General features: G+C 63.1%; 15 protein-coding genes. 11 read left to right on the forward strand and 4 right to left on the reverse strand.

The window, feature by feature from the left end; all coding sequences use genetic code 11:
- Position 1: 1 nt before the first annotated feature.
- From NKI50_RS08755 to NKI50_RS08780, 6 genes are all read left to right on the forward strand, one after another.
- Entirely contained in the window at positions 2 to 688 is a 687-nt protein-coding gene (locus tag NKI50_RS08755) for an aquaporin (RefSeq protein ID WP_352640965.1), read from the forward strand.
- On the forward strand, positions 685 to 1,107 hold the full coding sequence (arsC, locus tag NKI50_RS08760) for an arsenate reductase (glutaredoxin) (protein WP_352640963.1): 423 nt from the start codon (positions 685 to 687) through the stop codon (positions 1,105 to 1,107). The genes NKI50_RS08755 and arsC overlap by 4 nt, the downstream gene beginning before the upstream one ends.
- Positions 1,108 to 1,200: 93 nt before the next feature.
- On the forward strand, positions 1,201 to 1,929 hold the full coding sequence (arsH, locus tag NKI50_RS08765; RefSeq protein ID WP_502896916.1) for an arsenical resistance protein ArsH: 729 nt from the start codon (positions 1,201 to 1,203) through the stop codon (positions 1,927 to 1,929).
- Positions 1,930 to 2,028: 99 nt separating this feature from the next.
- The gene (locus tag NKI50_RS08770) at positions 2,029 to 2,361 is read left to right on the forward strand and encodes an ArsR/SmtB family transcription factor (protein WP_023722924.1); all 333 of its coding nucleotides are present in this window, start codon (positions 2,029 to 2,031) and stop codon (positions 2,359 to 2,361) included.
- A gap of 43 nt (positions 2,362 to 2,404) precedes the next feature.
- Positions 2,405 to 3,787: an FAD-dependent oxidoreductase gene (locus NKI50_RS08775; RefSeq protein WP_502900342.1), complete on the forward strand. Its 1,383-nt coding sequence runs from the start codon at positions 2,405 to 2,407 to the stop codon at positions 3,785 to 3,787.
- The gene (locus tag NKI50_RS08780; RefSeq protein WP_352640961.1) at positions 3,784 to 5,025 is read left to right on the forward strand and encodes an MFS transporter; all 1,242 of its coding nucleotides are present in this window, start codon (positions 3,784 to 3,786) and stop codon (positions 5,023 to 5,025) included. The genes NKI50_RS08775 and NKI50_RS08780 overlap by 4 nt, the downstream gene beginning before the upstream one ends.
- A gap of 23 nt (positions 5,026 to 5,048) precedes the next feature.
- On the opposite strand, the gene NKI50_RS08785 is transcribed toward NKI50_RS08780, so the two are convergent.
- Together NKI50_RS08785 and NKI50_RS08790 are read right to left on the reverse strand one after the other, a co-directional pair.
- Positions 5,049 to 5,273 carry a hypothetical protein gene (locus NKI50_RS08785; protein ID WP_352640959.1) on the reverse strand — a complete coding sequence of 75 codons (225 nt, stop codon included), beginning with the start codon at positions 5,271 to 5,273 and terminating at the stop codon, positions 5,049 to 5,051.
- A gap of 231 nt (positions 5,274 to 5,504) precedes the next feature.
- On the reverse strand, positions 5,505 to 5,870 hold the full coding sequence (locus NKI50_RS08790; protein WP_352481659.1) for a VOC family protein: 366 nt from the start codon (positions 5,868 to 5,870) through the stop codon (positions 5,505 to 5,507).
- 144 nt (positions 5,871 to 6,014) lie between these two features.
- Between NKI50_RS08790 and NKI50_RS08795 the strand changes: the two genes are divergently transcribed.
- Entirely contained in the window at positions 6,015 to 6,326 is a 312-nt protein-coding gene (locus tag NKI50_RS08795; protein ID WP_352640957.1) for a hypothetical protein, read from the forward strand.
- A 44-nt stretch (positions 6,327 to 6,370) separates the two neighbouring features.
- Entirely contained in the window at positions 6,371 to 7,246 is an 876-nt protein-coding gene (locus tag NKI50_RS08800) for a sigma-70 family RNA polymerase sigma factor (RefSeq protein WP_352640956.1), read from the forward strand.
- Between the two features lie 331 nt (positions 7,247 to 7,577).
- Here NKI50_RS08800 and NKI50_RS08805 read toward each other — a convergent pair whose 3' ends face one another.
- Positions 7,578 to 8,735, reverse strand: a complete 1,158-nt coding sequence (locus tag NKI50_RS08805) for a sulfite oxidase (protein ID WP_352640954.1) — start codon at positions 8,733 to 8,735, stop codon at positions 7,578 to 7,580.
- A gap of 540 nt (positions 8,736 to 9,275) precedes the next feature.
- Here NKI50_RS08805 and NKI50_RS08810 point away from each other — a divergent pair.
- From NKI50_RS08810 to NKI50_RS08820, 3 genes are all read left to right on the forward strand, one after another.
- Positions 9,276 to 9,908 (forward strand): DUF1326 domain-containing protein, encoded by a 633-nt coding sequence (locus NKI50_RS08810; protein ID WP_029351172.1) that lies wholly within the window; start codon positions 9,276 to 9,278, stop codon positions 9,906 to 9,908.
- Positions 9,909 to 9,916: 8 nt separating this feature from the next.
- Positions 9,917 to 10,795 (forward strand): DUF2182 domain-containing protein, encoded by an 879-nt coding sequence (locus NKI50_RS08815; protein WP_352640952.1) that lies wholly within the window; start codon positions 9,917 to 9,919, stop codon positions 10,793 to 10,795.
- A 197-nt stretch (positions 10,796 to 10,992) separates the two neighbouring features.
- Positions 10,993 to 12,510 (forward strand): FAD-dependent oxidoreductase, encoded by a 1,518-nt coding sequence (locus tag NKI50_RS08820; protein ID WP_031195366.1) that lies wholly within the window; start codon positions 10,993 to 10,995, stop codon positions 12,508 to 12,510.
- 25 nt (positions 12,511 to 12,535) lie between these two features.
- Here the strand turns inward: NKI50_RS08820 and dinB are convergent, their stop codons facing one another.
- Positions 12,536 to 13,777: a DNA polymerase IV gene (gene dinB, locus NKI50_RS08825; RefSeq protein ID WP_023722936.1), complete on the reverse strand. Its 1,242-nt coding sequence runs from the start codon at positions 13,775 to 13,777 to the stop codon at positions 12,536 to 12,538.
- Positions 13,778 to 14,098: the final 321 nt, after the last annotated feature.

The raw sequence follows: 14,098 nt of genomic DNA on the forward strand, positions 1-14,098 counted from the left end.
GGTGGTTCAGCTTTCCCGGTGCCTTGTTGCCGAGGCCCTCGGCACGGCTCTGCTGGTCGCCACCGTGGTCGGTTCCGGCATCATGGCTGACAGGCTGAGCAACGATGTCGCCGTCTCGCTGCTCGGCAACACCTTGCCGACCGGGGCGATCCTGGTCGTGCTCATCACCATATTCGGGCCGATCTCCGGAGCGCACTTCAACCCGGCGGTGACGCTGGTGTTCGCGCTTCGGCGTGAAATCGAAACGAACGCAGCGCTGGCCTACGTCGCCGCCCAGATTGCCGGCGGCATCGCTGGAACGTTCCTGGCGCATGCAATGTTCGAATTGCCGATCCTGGAAGTGTCGGCGACGGTGCGGACCGGAGGCGGCCAATGGATTGCGGAGCTGGTCGCCGCCTTCGGGCTGGTCTTCACCATTCTTGCCGGCCTGCGTTCGCGCCCGGATTCTATCCCTTGGCTGGTTGGGCTCTATATCACCGCCGCCTATTGGTTCACCGCGTCGACATCCTTTGCCAACCCGGCCGTCGCCATCGCCCGCGCGTTCTCCAACACTTTTGCCGGGATCCGTCCCACCGATCTGCCGGGCTTCATCGCCGCCGAGCTTTTGGGCGCGTTGCTCGCCATGGCATTGGCAGGGTGGCTGCTCGCCCAACCGAAACCAGTCGGACAGATGAAAGCTGCGCAATGACCGTCACCATCTACCACAACCCCGATTGCGGCACCTCGCGCAACACGCTGGCCATGATCAGGCAGTCCGGCGAGGAGCCGGAGGTGATCGAATATCTGAAAACCCCGCCGTCGCGCGAAAAGCTCGTCGAACTGATCGCAGCGATGGGCATGACGCCGCGCCAATTGCTGCGCGAAAAGGGCACGCCTTATGCCGAGCTTGGCCTGGGCGACCCGAAGTGGAGCGACGACGAGATCCTCGATTTCATGCTGGCGCATCCGATCCTGATCAACCGGCCGATCGTGGTGACGCCGCTCGGCACCATGCTCGCCCGACCCTCCGAAGCGGTGCTCGATATCCTGCTCAATCCGGATATCGGCCCCTTCACCAAGGAGGAAGGCGAGGTCGTCGTCGACGCCAGCGGCAAGCGCGTCGCCTAGAGTATTTCGACATTTCTCGAAATTTGCTTTGACGCCACGACGTATCACGCCTATCTATTTCGATGAAACTCGAAATAAGAAAGCTTTGAAGCCATGAAACCAGTCGATCACGCAGGGTCCCTGCCAAACATAGATATGGAGCAACTCCCGGCAATCGATGCATCTGCGCTGTTCGATGTGGCCGCCTCGGCCCACAAGCCTCGGATCTTGATGCTCTACGGCTCCTTGCGGGAGCGTTCCTATTCCCGCATGGCCACTGAGGAAGCGGCACGTATCTTGACCTGGCTTGGCGCTGAAGTCCGTATCTTCAACCCTGCCGGTCTGCCGCTGCCGGATTCGGCGCCCGCCGATCACCCCAAGGTGAGAGAGCTGCGTGAGCTCTCGCTCTGGTCCGAAGGTCAGGTCTGGTGTTCGCCCGAACGTCACGGTTCAATGACCGGTATCATGAAATCGCAGATCGACTGGCTGCCATTGTCGTTGGGCTCGGTGCGTCCCACCCAGGGCCGGACGCTTGCCGTCATGCAGGTTTCCGGCGGCTCACAAAGCTTCAATGCCATCAACCAACTGCGTATCCTGGGCCGCTGGATGCGCATGTTTACGATCCCCAACCAATCGTCGGTGGCAAAGGCATTCAACGAATTCGATGCGGCCGGGCGCATGAAGCCCTCGCCCTACTACAACCGCATCGTCGACGTGATGGAGGAGCTGATGAAATTCACGCTTCTTCTGCGCGACCGGTCGGCCTATCTCACCAACCGATATTCCGAACGCGTCGAAAGCGCGGAAGAGCTTGCCAGACGGGTAAATCAGCGGTCGATTTGAGGCGGGCGGTTGGCGCAAACGAGACGGCGATTGTCCGGTTATTCGAGAATGTTCGAAATAAGCGTTGACGTCGTGGGCTCTCGGAGCTAAGGTGTTTCCATGATACTCGAAAAAGCAGCCTCGCAACTGGAAGCCCTCGGCAGCCCGACGCGGTTGCAGCTCTACCGCACCCTGGTGCGGGCGGGCGATGAAGGGCTGCCGGTCGGGCGCATCCAGGACAGGCTCGGCATCGCGGCCTCGACGCTGTCGCATCACCTCAAGCGGCTGGTCGACACCGGCCTGGTGACACAGGAGCGGCAGGCGACGACGCTGATCTGCCGGGCCAACTATCCCGCCATGAACGGGCTCATCGGATACCTCGCGGACGAATGCTGCGCCGACGCCACCTGTGCGCCGGCTTCGGTGGAAGCGACGGCCAAGACGGCGGCGTAATTTTTTGGCATTATAATTCGAAACTACCGGAAGGACGGAAGATATGGAGATGATCGAAAGGCTTCCCGTCGCGGTGATCGGCGCCGGGCCGGTCGGCCTGGCGGCAGCGGTCCACCTCATCGCGCAAGGTATTCCTGTCAAAGTCTACGAAGCCGGCAATAGGGTTGCATCCAACCTCAGGGATTGGGGCCATGTCCGGGTGTTCACGCCTTGGCGCTATTGCGTCGATCAGGCGTCTAGAAGCCTGCTCGAGGCGCGTGGCTGGCGGATGCCGGAGCCTGAGGCATTCCCGACCGCGAACGACCTCGTCGCGGACTACCTCGAGCCGCTTGCAAAGCTTCCGCAATTGTCGCCGTCGATCGAAACCGGTGCCCGGGTCGTCGGCATCTCGCGCTGGGGCGCCGACAAGGTGCTGAGCAAGGAACGCGAAAACCGGCCGTTCATGCTGGTGATCGAAACCGCCAGTGGCACGCGGCGCGACAGCGCCCGCGCCGTCATCGATGCTTCGGGAACCTGGCAGATGCCGAACCCGCTCGGCGCCGGCGGAATTCATGCCGTAGGCGAAGCGCAATTTGCCGATCGCATCGCCTACGGCATCCCCGACATCCTCGGCCGCGACCGCCGCCTTTATGCCGGCAAGACGACGCTGGTCGCCGGCTCCGGCCATTCAGCCGCTAATGCCTTGCTAGATCTCGCCAGGCTGGCGGATATGGAGCCCGGCACGGCCTTCATCTGGACAACGCGCGGCACCGACCTGGTGCGCATCTATGGCGGCGGCGATGCCGACCAATTGCCGGCACGCGGCGAACTCGGCGCCGAAGTGCGCGAACTCGCCGAGAGCGGCGGCGTCAGACTGGTGACGGGCTTTGCAGCCGTTTCGATCCGCGATGCCGACGGCCGGCTGGTCGTCGAAGGCCAGACCAAGGACGGCTTGCAGCGGATTGGCCCGGTCGACCGCATCATCGCCGCGACCGGACAGCGCCCCGATCTGTCGCTGACGCGCGAGCTTCGGCTCGAGCTCGATCCGTGGCTGGAAAGTGTCAGGGCACTGGGACCGCTGATCGATCCCAACGAACATTCCTGCGGCGACGTGCCGCCGCACGGTCACCGCGAGCTCAGCCATCCCGAGCATGGGTTCTATACGGTCGGCATCAAGAGCTATGGCCGTGCGCCGACCTTCCTGCTGCTGACCGGGTATGAGCAGGTCCGCTCCGTCGCCGCGGCGATCGCCGGCGACATGGTGGCCGCCGACAATGTCCAGCTCGTGTTGCCGGAGACCGGCGTCTGCACCGTGCCGCGGATCGGCATTGCCGACACGGGCTGCTGCGGCGGTCCGGCGCCGGTAGCGGTGGATGCCTGCTGTGTCGCCGATGCCGAAGCAAAGGCGATCGGCAAAAGCGGCTGTGGCTGCGGCGTCGCGGCATGAGCCTTCTGGCGCCTTCGCCCACCATCCTGCGCAGCCGCGGCGCAATCATCACCGCGCTTGGCCTGACGCAGATCATGGCGTGGGGATCTTCCTACTATCTTCCAGCGGTCATTGCGCCGGCGGTCTCCTCCGATACCGGCTGGCCGCTGGCATGGGTTGTCGGCGGCCTGTCTCTCGGCTTGCTCACGGCAGGATTGATCTCGCCGCGCGTCGGGTCGTCGATCGAGCGGCATGGCGGCCGCAACGTCCTGGCGTTCAGCGCCGGATGCATCGGGCTCGGCCAGATCGGGCTGGCTCTCGCCCCTAATCTTGCGGCCTATATCGCAGCCTGGCTGGTCATCGGACTGGGCATGGGGGCTGGGCTCTACGATGCCGCTTTCGCGACGCTTGGGCGCCACTACGGCCACGGCGCGCGCTCCGCCATTACCACGCTGACGCTGTTCGGCGGTTTTGCCAGTACGATCTGCTGGCCGATTTCGGCCTGGCTTCTTGGGGAGGTCGGCTGGCGCGGCACCTGCCTGGCCTACGCTGTCTTTCAGCTGGTGATTGCGCTTCCGCTCTATCTCGTGATCCTGCCTCGTGAGGCGCCGCAGCCGGCAGTCGGGCCAGGATTGCCGGTCGGGCCAGGATTGAACCAGGCGACGCCGGCCGGCGAAGGCAATCCCGATCCGTCGATCATGATCGTGTTGGCCGCCACCCTTACGCTTGCGGCGGTGATCTCCTCGACGGTGTCGGTGCATCTGCTCACCATCCTGCAAGGCAGCGGCATGGCGCTGGCCGCGGCCGTCGGGCTCGGCGCGCTGGTCGGCCCGTCCCAGGTGGCGGCGCGCGCGATCGAGATGACCATCGCGCGCTACCACCATCCGATCCTGACCAAGTTCGCCTCGGTTACGTTTGTGGCGATCGGCGTTTCGGCGCTCTGGGCCGGCATGCCAATCATCCCGCTGGCGCTCGGCTTCTATGGCGCGGGCATCGGCCTGGAATCCATCGCGCGGGGGACGTTGCCGCTCGCGCTGTTCGGCTCGAACGGCTACGCGAAGCTGATGGGCCGCCTCGCCATGCCGAGCCTGATCGCCCAGGCGGCGGCACCCTCGGCCGGCGCATTGCTGCTGGAGCGCTTCGGCCCGCATGGGACGTTGGCCGCGCTTTCTGGTCTGGCGCTGGCCAACGTCATCCTCGCATGCGGCCTCGGCTGGCGGATGCTCCGCTGGCGGCAATCGCAGGTTCAAACCCGATAGGGTTTCGACCCGCGTTCAGCGCCTCAACTGGAGAGCGGGAGATCTTCCAAGGGATCGACGAGGAAAGACGCGGCGATCAGATCGTCCGAGTCGAGGCGCAATGAGCCTTCGGCGCCGCCCATGATGGCGGCAACCTTTTGAAACGTCTTGATCTCGTGCTCGGTAATCTGGGCAGTTTGCATTCTGGATTTGAGGTCAGCAACGCGCAGCCCCAAACTGTGGGACATTCCGATTTTACGGTTCGACATGGTAAGATGCTCCTCCCCGGCCCATGTTTGTTTTGCCACCCGCCCTTGTTCGCATTTCCTCCGCCTGCCTAAATATGAGGCATCGCGAATACAGCGCCCGAACGCCCGATGCAAGGGAAGGTTCCGGCGCGCAGAGGTCACGAAATAATAATACGAAGGAAGCACGGCCGATGGTCCGGCCGGAGGGTAGGACTTAGGTAGGACGCCCGCCGGACAGAGGGCTCCGGTGGCTTATCGGCTGGCGAGGACCATGCGGTTGCCTTCGCTGTCGCGAAACTCCGCCACCGTGCGCCCCGGCTGCCACGGCGCATCATGCGGTTCGGTGATGATTTCGACGCCGCCCGCCTTCAACGCCGCGCTCATTGCTCCGACATTTTCGTCGACCAGCACCAATACGGGCTCCGCGCCGGGGGCGTCGTCGGCGCGCCTGATGAAATGCAGGTTCGTCACGGCATGCGGAAATGCCAGCTCGATCCAGCGCCAGCCGCCATCGCCCATCTTCTGGTCGGCCAGGACCTGACAGGCGAGATGCCTGGTGTAGAACGCCTTGGCGCGGTCCTGGTCGAATACCGGAAGCTCGGCAAACTGGATATGCATGATCGTCGCTCCTGCTTGATGGCTGCCGCGCAGCCGCCCACGCGGGAAAGACGTTGCGGGCAACCGAAAAGATTCTTCCACAAGGAGAATCTTTTCAGCGCAGCCGGTCGTCCTTCGTTCATACCAACTAGTCAGGAGACGACAATGGACTACGCGCTCATTCGATACGGTGTGAACCAAGCCGACCTGGAAGATAACCGCGCGCTGGTCGAAAAAGTGTTCGAAGCGCTGGGCGAGGCGGCACCGCCGACGGTGCGCTATCTCGTGCTCGAGCTGGACGACGGCTCGTTCGTCCACATCGTCGGCCAGAACGGCGTTTCGTCGGCGCTGACCGAGCTTGCCGCCTTCAAGGCATTTGCGGAAAACCACGCCGAACGCCGTTCGACCCCGGCAATGCGATCGCCTGTCAAAGTCATCGGCAATTACCGTATGCTGGCGGATCAGAAGGCGGGATAGCGCCTGCCATGCCGCTCGCGCAGAAACGGGATGCTACGCCGAAAATGAACAGGGCGACTTTGGAGGCGATGCTCGTCGGGTTGCGGCCAAGGCTGCATCGCTACTGCGCGCGCATGGCCGGCTCGGTGATCGACGGCGAGGACATCGTTCAGGAGGTGCTGATCAACGCGCTGCAGGCGATCGACGGCGGTGCGATGGTCGAACGGCCGGAGCAATGGCTGTTTCGCATCGCCCACAATGCCGCGCAGGATCATCTGCGGCGGCGCAATCGGGAAAGGTCGCGCATGACCGAGGCCGACATGAGCGTCATCGAGGATCCCTCCGGCAGCGCCGACAGCCGGCTCGCCGCCCAGACGGGCCTGCGCTCCTTCATGCAGCTTTCGGTGCCGCAGCGCAGCGCCGTGATCCTGGTCGACGTGCTCGGCCTCAGCCTGCATGAGACCTGCGAGGTGACCGGCGCGACGCTCGCCGCCACCAAGGCCGCGCTGCATCGCGGGCGGGCGCAGCTCAAGCTGCTGGCGCTGCAGCCCGAGCAGGCGCTCGCGCCGAGGCTCGACGCCGATGACGAGCGCCGGCTGCGGCGCTATGTCGACCTGTTCAACGCGCGCGACTTCGACGCGGTCAGGGCACTGATCGCAGAGGACGTCCGGCTCGATGTCGTCAACCGCGTCCGCCTGCGCGGCAAGGCCCAGGCGTCGACCTATTTCGGCAATTACGATCGTATCAGCGACTGGACATTGTCGCTCGGCTTCGTCGACGGCAGGCCGGCGATCCTCATCCGCGACCCGCAAGCGGCCGACGGCGCCGTGCGCGGCTTCGTGCTGGTTGAATGGGCGGGCGAGGAGGTCATCCAGATCCGCGACTTCCGCTATGCGCCCTGGTGCCTGGTCGACGCGGAGATCAGGGCCGTGGAGAGGTGAGCAGAAGGCTGGAAATGGTGCGGAAATGGCGCGCGAAGGCGACATGGCCAAGGTTGCGCCACCGGACAAGTCTGCCATCGCCTCGATCACTAAGCTGAAGGGCTCCGCCCCCGATTTCGGGGACCGGTATCGTCGCGAAGAGGATCTACGGCCTACACCCGTCATGCTCGATATAGAGCGGTGCCAGCTTTCGGATCAGGCAGCCTCCTCCTGGGTGACCCAAACGCAAATTGTCACACGGCAGCAAGTTCTTAGACTGGTTCCGGTTCTCTGGAACCGGTAACCCGCTCTAACCATCTGTTTTGCCGCATCTATTTGGCTGCAAAATTCGCTAGCCGATACGCACGCGGCGCGTCACCTGGCCATTGCTTTCCCAGTATGTGTGTTTCTTGGCAATCAAGGGATCGTCCATCGCCGGTTGAATTTGTCCCGTGGTGCTGACCGCGCGCGAGGTCACCGTGTGTTCTCCAGAAGAGGGATTTGCCCAATCCAGGGACCAAATTTTCCAGGCGTGTTCTGCCTCCTCACTGTGGTCAATGGTCGCTGGTGCCCAAGGCCCCTGATCGATTTGCACTTCGACCCGGTCGGTCGGCGCCCCCCAGGCTGCCCCAACGATGCGGTAATCCGAGTCTTTCCGGGTAACCTTCGCAGGCGCGGACTTTATCAGCGCTCGCCCAACTGAAGTCTCGGCCCATACGGTCTCGCCGTTGTGGTCCTCTTCCCGGATGGTGACATAGTCACGGGCCATCAGAAGGCTCATGAACCGCGTATCGCGAACCTCGATGCGCTTTAGCCACTTGACGTTGGCGATCCCGTACCAGCCTGGAGCAATGAGCCGTACCGGGAAGCCGTTGGCCGCCGGCAAGGCGGCTCCATTCATTTCATAGCAGAGGAGATTGTCGGGGTTCATCGCGTCGGCGAGCGACATGCTACGAGCGAAGTTCTGCTGCATCTTGACGTCGCGTATCGGGACCTCGCCTGTGTCGGTACCGAAAAAGACGACCTCGATGCCCTTCTCCAGAACACCGGCTTCCTCGAGGATCGGGGCGAGCGGCGTCCCTGCCCAACGGGCATTGCCGATGCCGCCGGTGAAAAAGGGAAATCCGTGGTTGCCCGAGCATTCCACTGTGAAAACGACCTCCTGCCGCGGTCGCGCCCTGATGTCGGCGAGCGTTAACTCCAAGGGCTTCTTGACCAAGCCTCCGATCTCCATCGACCATGTCTTCTCGTCGATCGTTGGTCGGTTGAAATGCGAGATGCTGAAGAACTTGTCGTTTGGCGTTATCCAGCTATCCAAATCCTCCCAGACAAGCTGCTTCTGGATACCCACCGGATCGGGATTTTTGGTCGGCTGATCCAGCCACGGAATAACTTCCTCGCTCGGCCGTGTTGGAAAAGCGTAAGCCCGACGCGAGGTATAGAGAGCAGCAATTGCGGCAAGAGCCGCGCTTCCTTGAACAAGAAGTTCTCTGCGCTGAAAATCAGGCATGTTGTTTACCTCCCAGTTGATCCGGAACGGGCTGCAACGTGCCTTAGGCCGTAGCCTGATCACGGATAGGCGACACAATGTGAGGTCTGCCCATCCGGAAGTATCCGGATAGGTCAGACAATCACCGACGCAAGTCAGGCATGTGAAGCGTTGGACGAAACTCTGGCTCGCGTTTCGCATGCCAAGAGTGCGCCTTTGAGAAGGAAGTGTCCACAACTTGGACGGGACATGATGATGATTGCGGCATTCCATGCCGATTTCCGGTCCTGCCAAATCCTTGCTGCTCGGATCGCTGCCGAACGCCCCTTCTGGGGTCATTTCCGGACCTTGGCGGGTTGCGCTCGGAAACGCTTGTTTCGACCCACGTCTGCCGTTCCGATATCGCCCCGCCATCTCCGGGGGGTATGTTCACCCAAATTCGACAAGAAACCGCATTGGCCTGCCGCCTCTTGTCGCGATCACTCTTGGCGCCACAGGATGGCGGCACGGCCGGCGCAGGTGTATGATGATGGTCTAATACTTCGCATCAGGGAGGACAGCATGACGTCTTGGGAAATCAAGGGACGGGAACTCGTCAATTGCACCTGCGAATATGGCTGCAACTGTCAATTCAATGCGCTGCCCGACAAAGGCCATTGCCATGCGGTGGCGGGCATCCAGATTGACGAAGGTCATCATGGCGAAACCGCTCTCGACGGCCTGCGGATCGCCGCGATCTTCAAATGGCCTGGCGCGATCCACGAAGGCAATGGCGAAGCCATCGCTTTCGTCGACGAGAATGCAACCGACCGGCAGCGTCAAGCGCTGCTGCGCATCATGACCGGCCAGGACACCGACCCGTTCGCGACGATGTTCGCCGTCTACGCCTCAACCGTGACAAAAATGAATGAGCCGGTTTTCACCAAGATCGATCTCGACCTCGATATCGACGGCCGCAGGGGCCGCATCTTCGTCAAGGACTACATCGAAACGGTCGGCGAACCAATTCGCAACAAGGTGACGGGCGCGGACTCGCGCGCTCAGATCGTGTTGCCGAACGGCTTCGAATATGCGGTCGCCGAGATCGGCAGCGCTTCAAGCACAACCAGCGGGCCGGTTCAGGTGAATATGAAGGACAGTTACGGCCAGTTCGCCCGGCTGCATCTCAACAATCACGGGGTGGTGCGGGCCTGACGCGCCGCATGGACGGTGGGTCGCCACTGGAACGGCTGCTCAGACGCGACCGCGTCATCACGATTGCGGGCGTGGCGGCGCTGTGCCTGCTGGGCTGGCTTTATATCGTCGCCGGTGCAGGGCTCGGCATGAATGCGTGGGAGATGACGAGGGTCGCGCTATTCCCCCACCAGCAAACCGCCGACATGACCTCCGATATGTCTGGCATGGACATGCCCGGCATGGACATGAGCGCAATGGCCACGGCGACGGAACCGCGGGTCTGGGGGGCGGCGAACTGGGCGCTGATGATCGCCATGTGGTGGGTCATGATGATCGCCATGATGTCTCCGAGCGCGGCGCCGACTGTCCTGCTCTATGCGCGCGTGCATCGCCATGCGCTCGCACAAGGGCAGATCCAGGACAAGCTCGCGCCCACCGGCGTATTCATGGCAGGCTATCTCCTGGTCTGGCTGGGGTTCTCCGTCGCGGCAGCTGCGTTGCATTGGCTGCTCGAACGCGAGGCATTCGTTACCGCGGCGACGATGAGTTCGCAGAGCCGCTGGCTTTCAGGCATCGTCCTGATCGCCGCGGGCCTGTATCAGCTCTCGCCGCTCAAGAACGCCTGCCTGTCGCATTGCAGGAAGCCGACGGCGTTCCTTTCCCGCCACTGGCGTCCCCACACACTTGGCGCGCTGCGTTTGGGCGCGCTGCACGGGGCGTTCTGTGTCGGATGCTGCTGGATGCTGATGGCGTTATTGTTCGTGGGTGGCATAATGAATCTGGTGTGGGTTGCCGGGCTCGCTATTCTGGTGCTGGTTGAAAAGGTGTTTCCTGTCGGCCAGTGGGTTGGCCGGGCGGCCGGCATCGCCCTGATCGCCTGGGGCAGCGCAACGCTTTTGGTCTGACGACCAGGGCCGCCTCGAATGTCGCATTTGCAGGAAACGATCGCTCCTGGCGCCAAGTGCACCGCCCCAGCCAGGCCGGCTCACAACGCGTCGGGGCGGACCGGCGGTGACGTCAAGCTTACGCAGGCATTCAGGCGTCGAGGAACTTTGAATCCTGGCGTCCGTTTATCCGAATGTCGAGTATGAAGGGCTCCGCCATGAATGTCGGCGACGAAAGGACTGTATCCGTTTGGGCGAGAACCGAAGTAGCGCCTGATGCGGTTCCGCTCGAGCGGAGTGAACAGGTCGATGTCGTGGTCGTCGGATCTGGCATTGTCGGACTGTCGGTCGCCTACGAACTGGCCATCGCCGGGCAAAAGGTGGCGGTGCTCGATCGCGGCCGGATCGGAAGCGGCATGACGGCCCGCACCACCGCGCACCTGTCATCGATCTGCGATGACTATTTTTCGGAACTGATCAAATTGCGCGGCGAGGAACTGGCGCGGATTTACTATCAAAGCCAGTCGGCCGCTATTGACCGTATCCAATCGATCCTGGAGGCGGAGGGTATCGCGTGTGATTTCCGCCGCCTCGACGGTTTTCTGTTTCCGGCGTCGGGCAGGAAGGAATCCGTCATCGAGCGCGAACTGGACGCCGCCCGGAAAATCGGTGTCGACGTCGAGAAAACCGTGGGCGTGCCGCTTGCAGGCTTTTCGGATGCACCGATCCTTCGCTACGCCAATCAGGCGACATTTCACCCGCTCAAATATCTCCGCGGGCTGGCTGCCGGCATCCGCGCGCGCGGCGGCGCGCTTTATGCGGAGACCATCGTCGACAAAGTTGAGGAGACCGACGGCGTGCGCGTAAGCACGGTCTCGGGCTTTGCCGTGTCTGCCAAATCGGCCGTTGTCGCCACCAACTCGCCGATCAACGATCGGGTCGCGCTCCATACCAAGCAAGCGCCCTATCGGACCTACGCGATGTCGTTCGAGATCGCGCGCGACGTTTTGCCGGATGCACTCTATTGGGACACGCTGGACCCCTATCACTACGTTCGTCTGCAGCCTGGCGAAGGCGAGACCGACTTTCTGATCGTCGGTGGTGAAGACCATAAGACAGGGCAGGCCGACGACGCCGACCACCGCTTCACGGCCCTGGCGGCCTGGATCAAAAAATTGGTGCCCGATATCGGCGCGGAAGCCAATCGATGGTCCGGGCAGGTGATGGAGACCGTCGATTATGCCGGATTCATCGGCCGCAATCCCGGTGATCGGCGAGTCTTCGTTGCTACCGGCGATTCCGGCCAGGGCATCACCCATGGGGTCGTGGCCGGCCTGTTGATTTCGGACCTGATCCTGAAGCGGCAAAGCCCCTGGCGGGAACTTTACGAACCCTCCCGCAAGACGGTACGGGCGATCGGCGATTATCTAGCGGAGAATGCGACAGCGATCAGGAGTTTTGCCGAGTATGTCGCGCCTGGTGAAATCGATTCCGCCGACAAGCTGCGGCCGGGGCAGGGCGCTATCGTGCGCGAAGGTCTTACCAAAGTCGCGGCTTTTCGCGACGAGGACGGCACGCTCTACAAACGCTCGGCCGCATGTACCCATGTCGGCTGCCACGTTCATTGGAACTCGCTGGAACGCTGCTGGGACTGCCCCTGCCACGGCTCGCATTTTGCCGTCGATGGCACGGCCTTGAACGGGCCGGCAGTATCGCCCCTGGCTCCTGTCGGATAGTCTTTTTTCGCCCCGGCCGCGCAGCTCACAGCTCCTTTTCGGCGAGCTCGCGAAACGCGTCGGGAACCGACCGCTGTAGGCCTAGCGCGACCGAGGCGTAGCCGACCGCCTCCCAGCCGAAGCGGTCGCGGATCTTGTCGACGGCGCGATCTGCGGTCCAGCGCGCCGCGCCCCTGCTGGTGCCCGGGCGGCGGCGGTCGTCGGCGAGCCCGAGCGGCAGTTCCAGTTGCAGGCCGGCATGCTGCTCCAGATGCGATACAGCGATCGCCAGCAGCGAGATTGTCTTTTCGTGCGGATGGTCGATGAGCACCTTGCGCACCAGCGCCTCGGCGATCTCGGCCAGCATGGCGGTTGCCGAAATCGGCTGGTCGAGCGTGATCGAGCGCGTCACCGAGCGCAGGTCGGCAAAGCGGACACGAACCGTCACCGTGCGGCCGGGGCGGGATTTCGCCCGCAATCTGGTGGCGACCCTATCGGCCAGATGCAGCAAAGCCGGCACGAAGACTTCCTCGTCGGCCGGCTTCCTGCCGAGCGCCGATTGCGCGCCCGCCGAGCGCGCCCGGCGCTGCGTCTCCAGCTTGCGCGGATCGCGGTTCCACGCCAGCGCGTTGAGTTTTTCTCCCGCCGCCGGCCCGAGCAGGCGCTCCAGCGCGCCATTGTTGGTCTTCGCCAGCTCGCCGATGGTGTTGACGCCGATGCCGGCCAGCCGCTCCCTGGTGACCGGGCCGACACCCCACATCAGCTCGACCGGCAGGTGGTGCAGGAACTCCAGCTCGTGGCGCGGATCGACCACCACCAGCCCATCGGGTTTTGCGACCTGTGAGGCGATCTTGGCCAGATGCTTGGTGCGGGCTACGCCGACCGAGATCGGCAGGCCGAGCTCGGCCCGCACGCGGTGGCGGATCTTGCCGGCGATCTCGGCCGGCGAGCCGAACAGGTGGGTGCAGCCGGCGACGTCGGCAAAGGCCTCGTCGATGGAAATTCGCTCGACCACCGGCGTGAAATCGCCCAGCACCTTGATTGCCGCATCGCCCAGCCGCTGATAGTCCTTGAAATGGCCGCCGACGAAAATGAGTTGCGGGCAGAGTTCCCGCGCCCGCCGTCCCGGCATGCCGCCGCGCACGCCGAACGCCTTGGCTTCATAGGATGCGGCGAGCACTACCCCGCCGCCGACGGCAATCGGCTTGCCGCGCAAGGCCGGGTCGAGCAGTTGTTCGACCGAGGCATAGAAGGCATCCAGATCCGCGTGGAGGATGTTGGCTTCCATCCGGCCCGTTCGCCCGCGGCGGTTCGAACGCCGCCTTGTCTAGAGTTTTGATGAGAACATAAAGAGAACATTGTGGGCGGATTGTCAAGCGGCGCGGAGGGCAGGTGAAGGGCAATTGTTTCAGTTTGGCGCCCTCTGTCTGCCTGCGTTCCAGCGTTGGTGGTTGGCGAAAGTCGAAGCAACATCCAATCTCCCCCCTTGCGGGGGAGATGTCCGGCAGGACAGAGGGGGGTGGGACGGATCGCCAACTTCGACTTCAGTTGTTGCCAACTCGAATCAGCCTGAGGGTTTGGCTCCGATTGGTTGACAGGTCGGAGGGAA

It is taken from the genome of Mesorhizobium sp. M0563, assembly GCF_040321065.1.
Classification (GTDB): Bacteria; Pseudomonadota; Alphaproteobacteria; order Rhizobiales; family Rhizobiaceae; genus Mesorhizobium.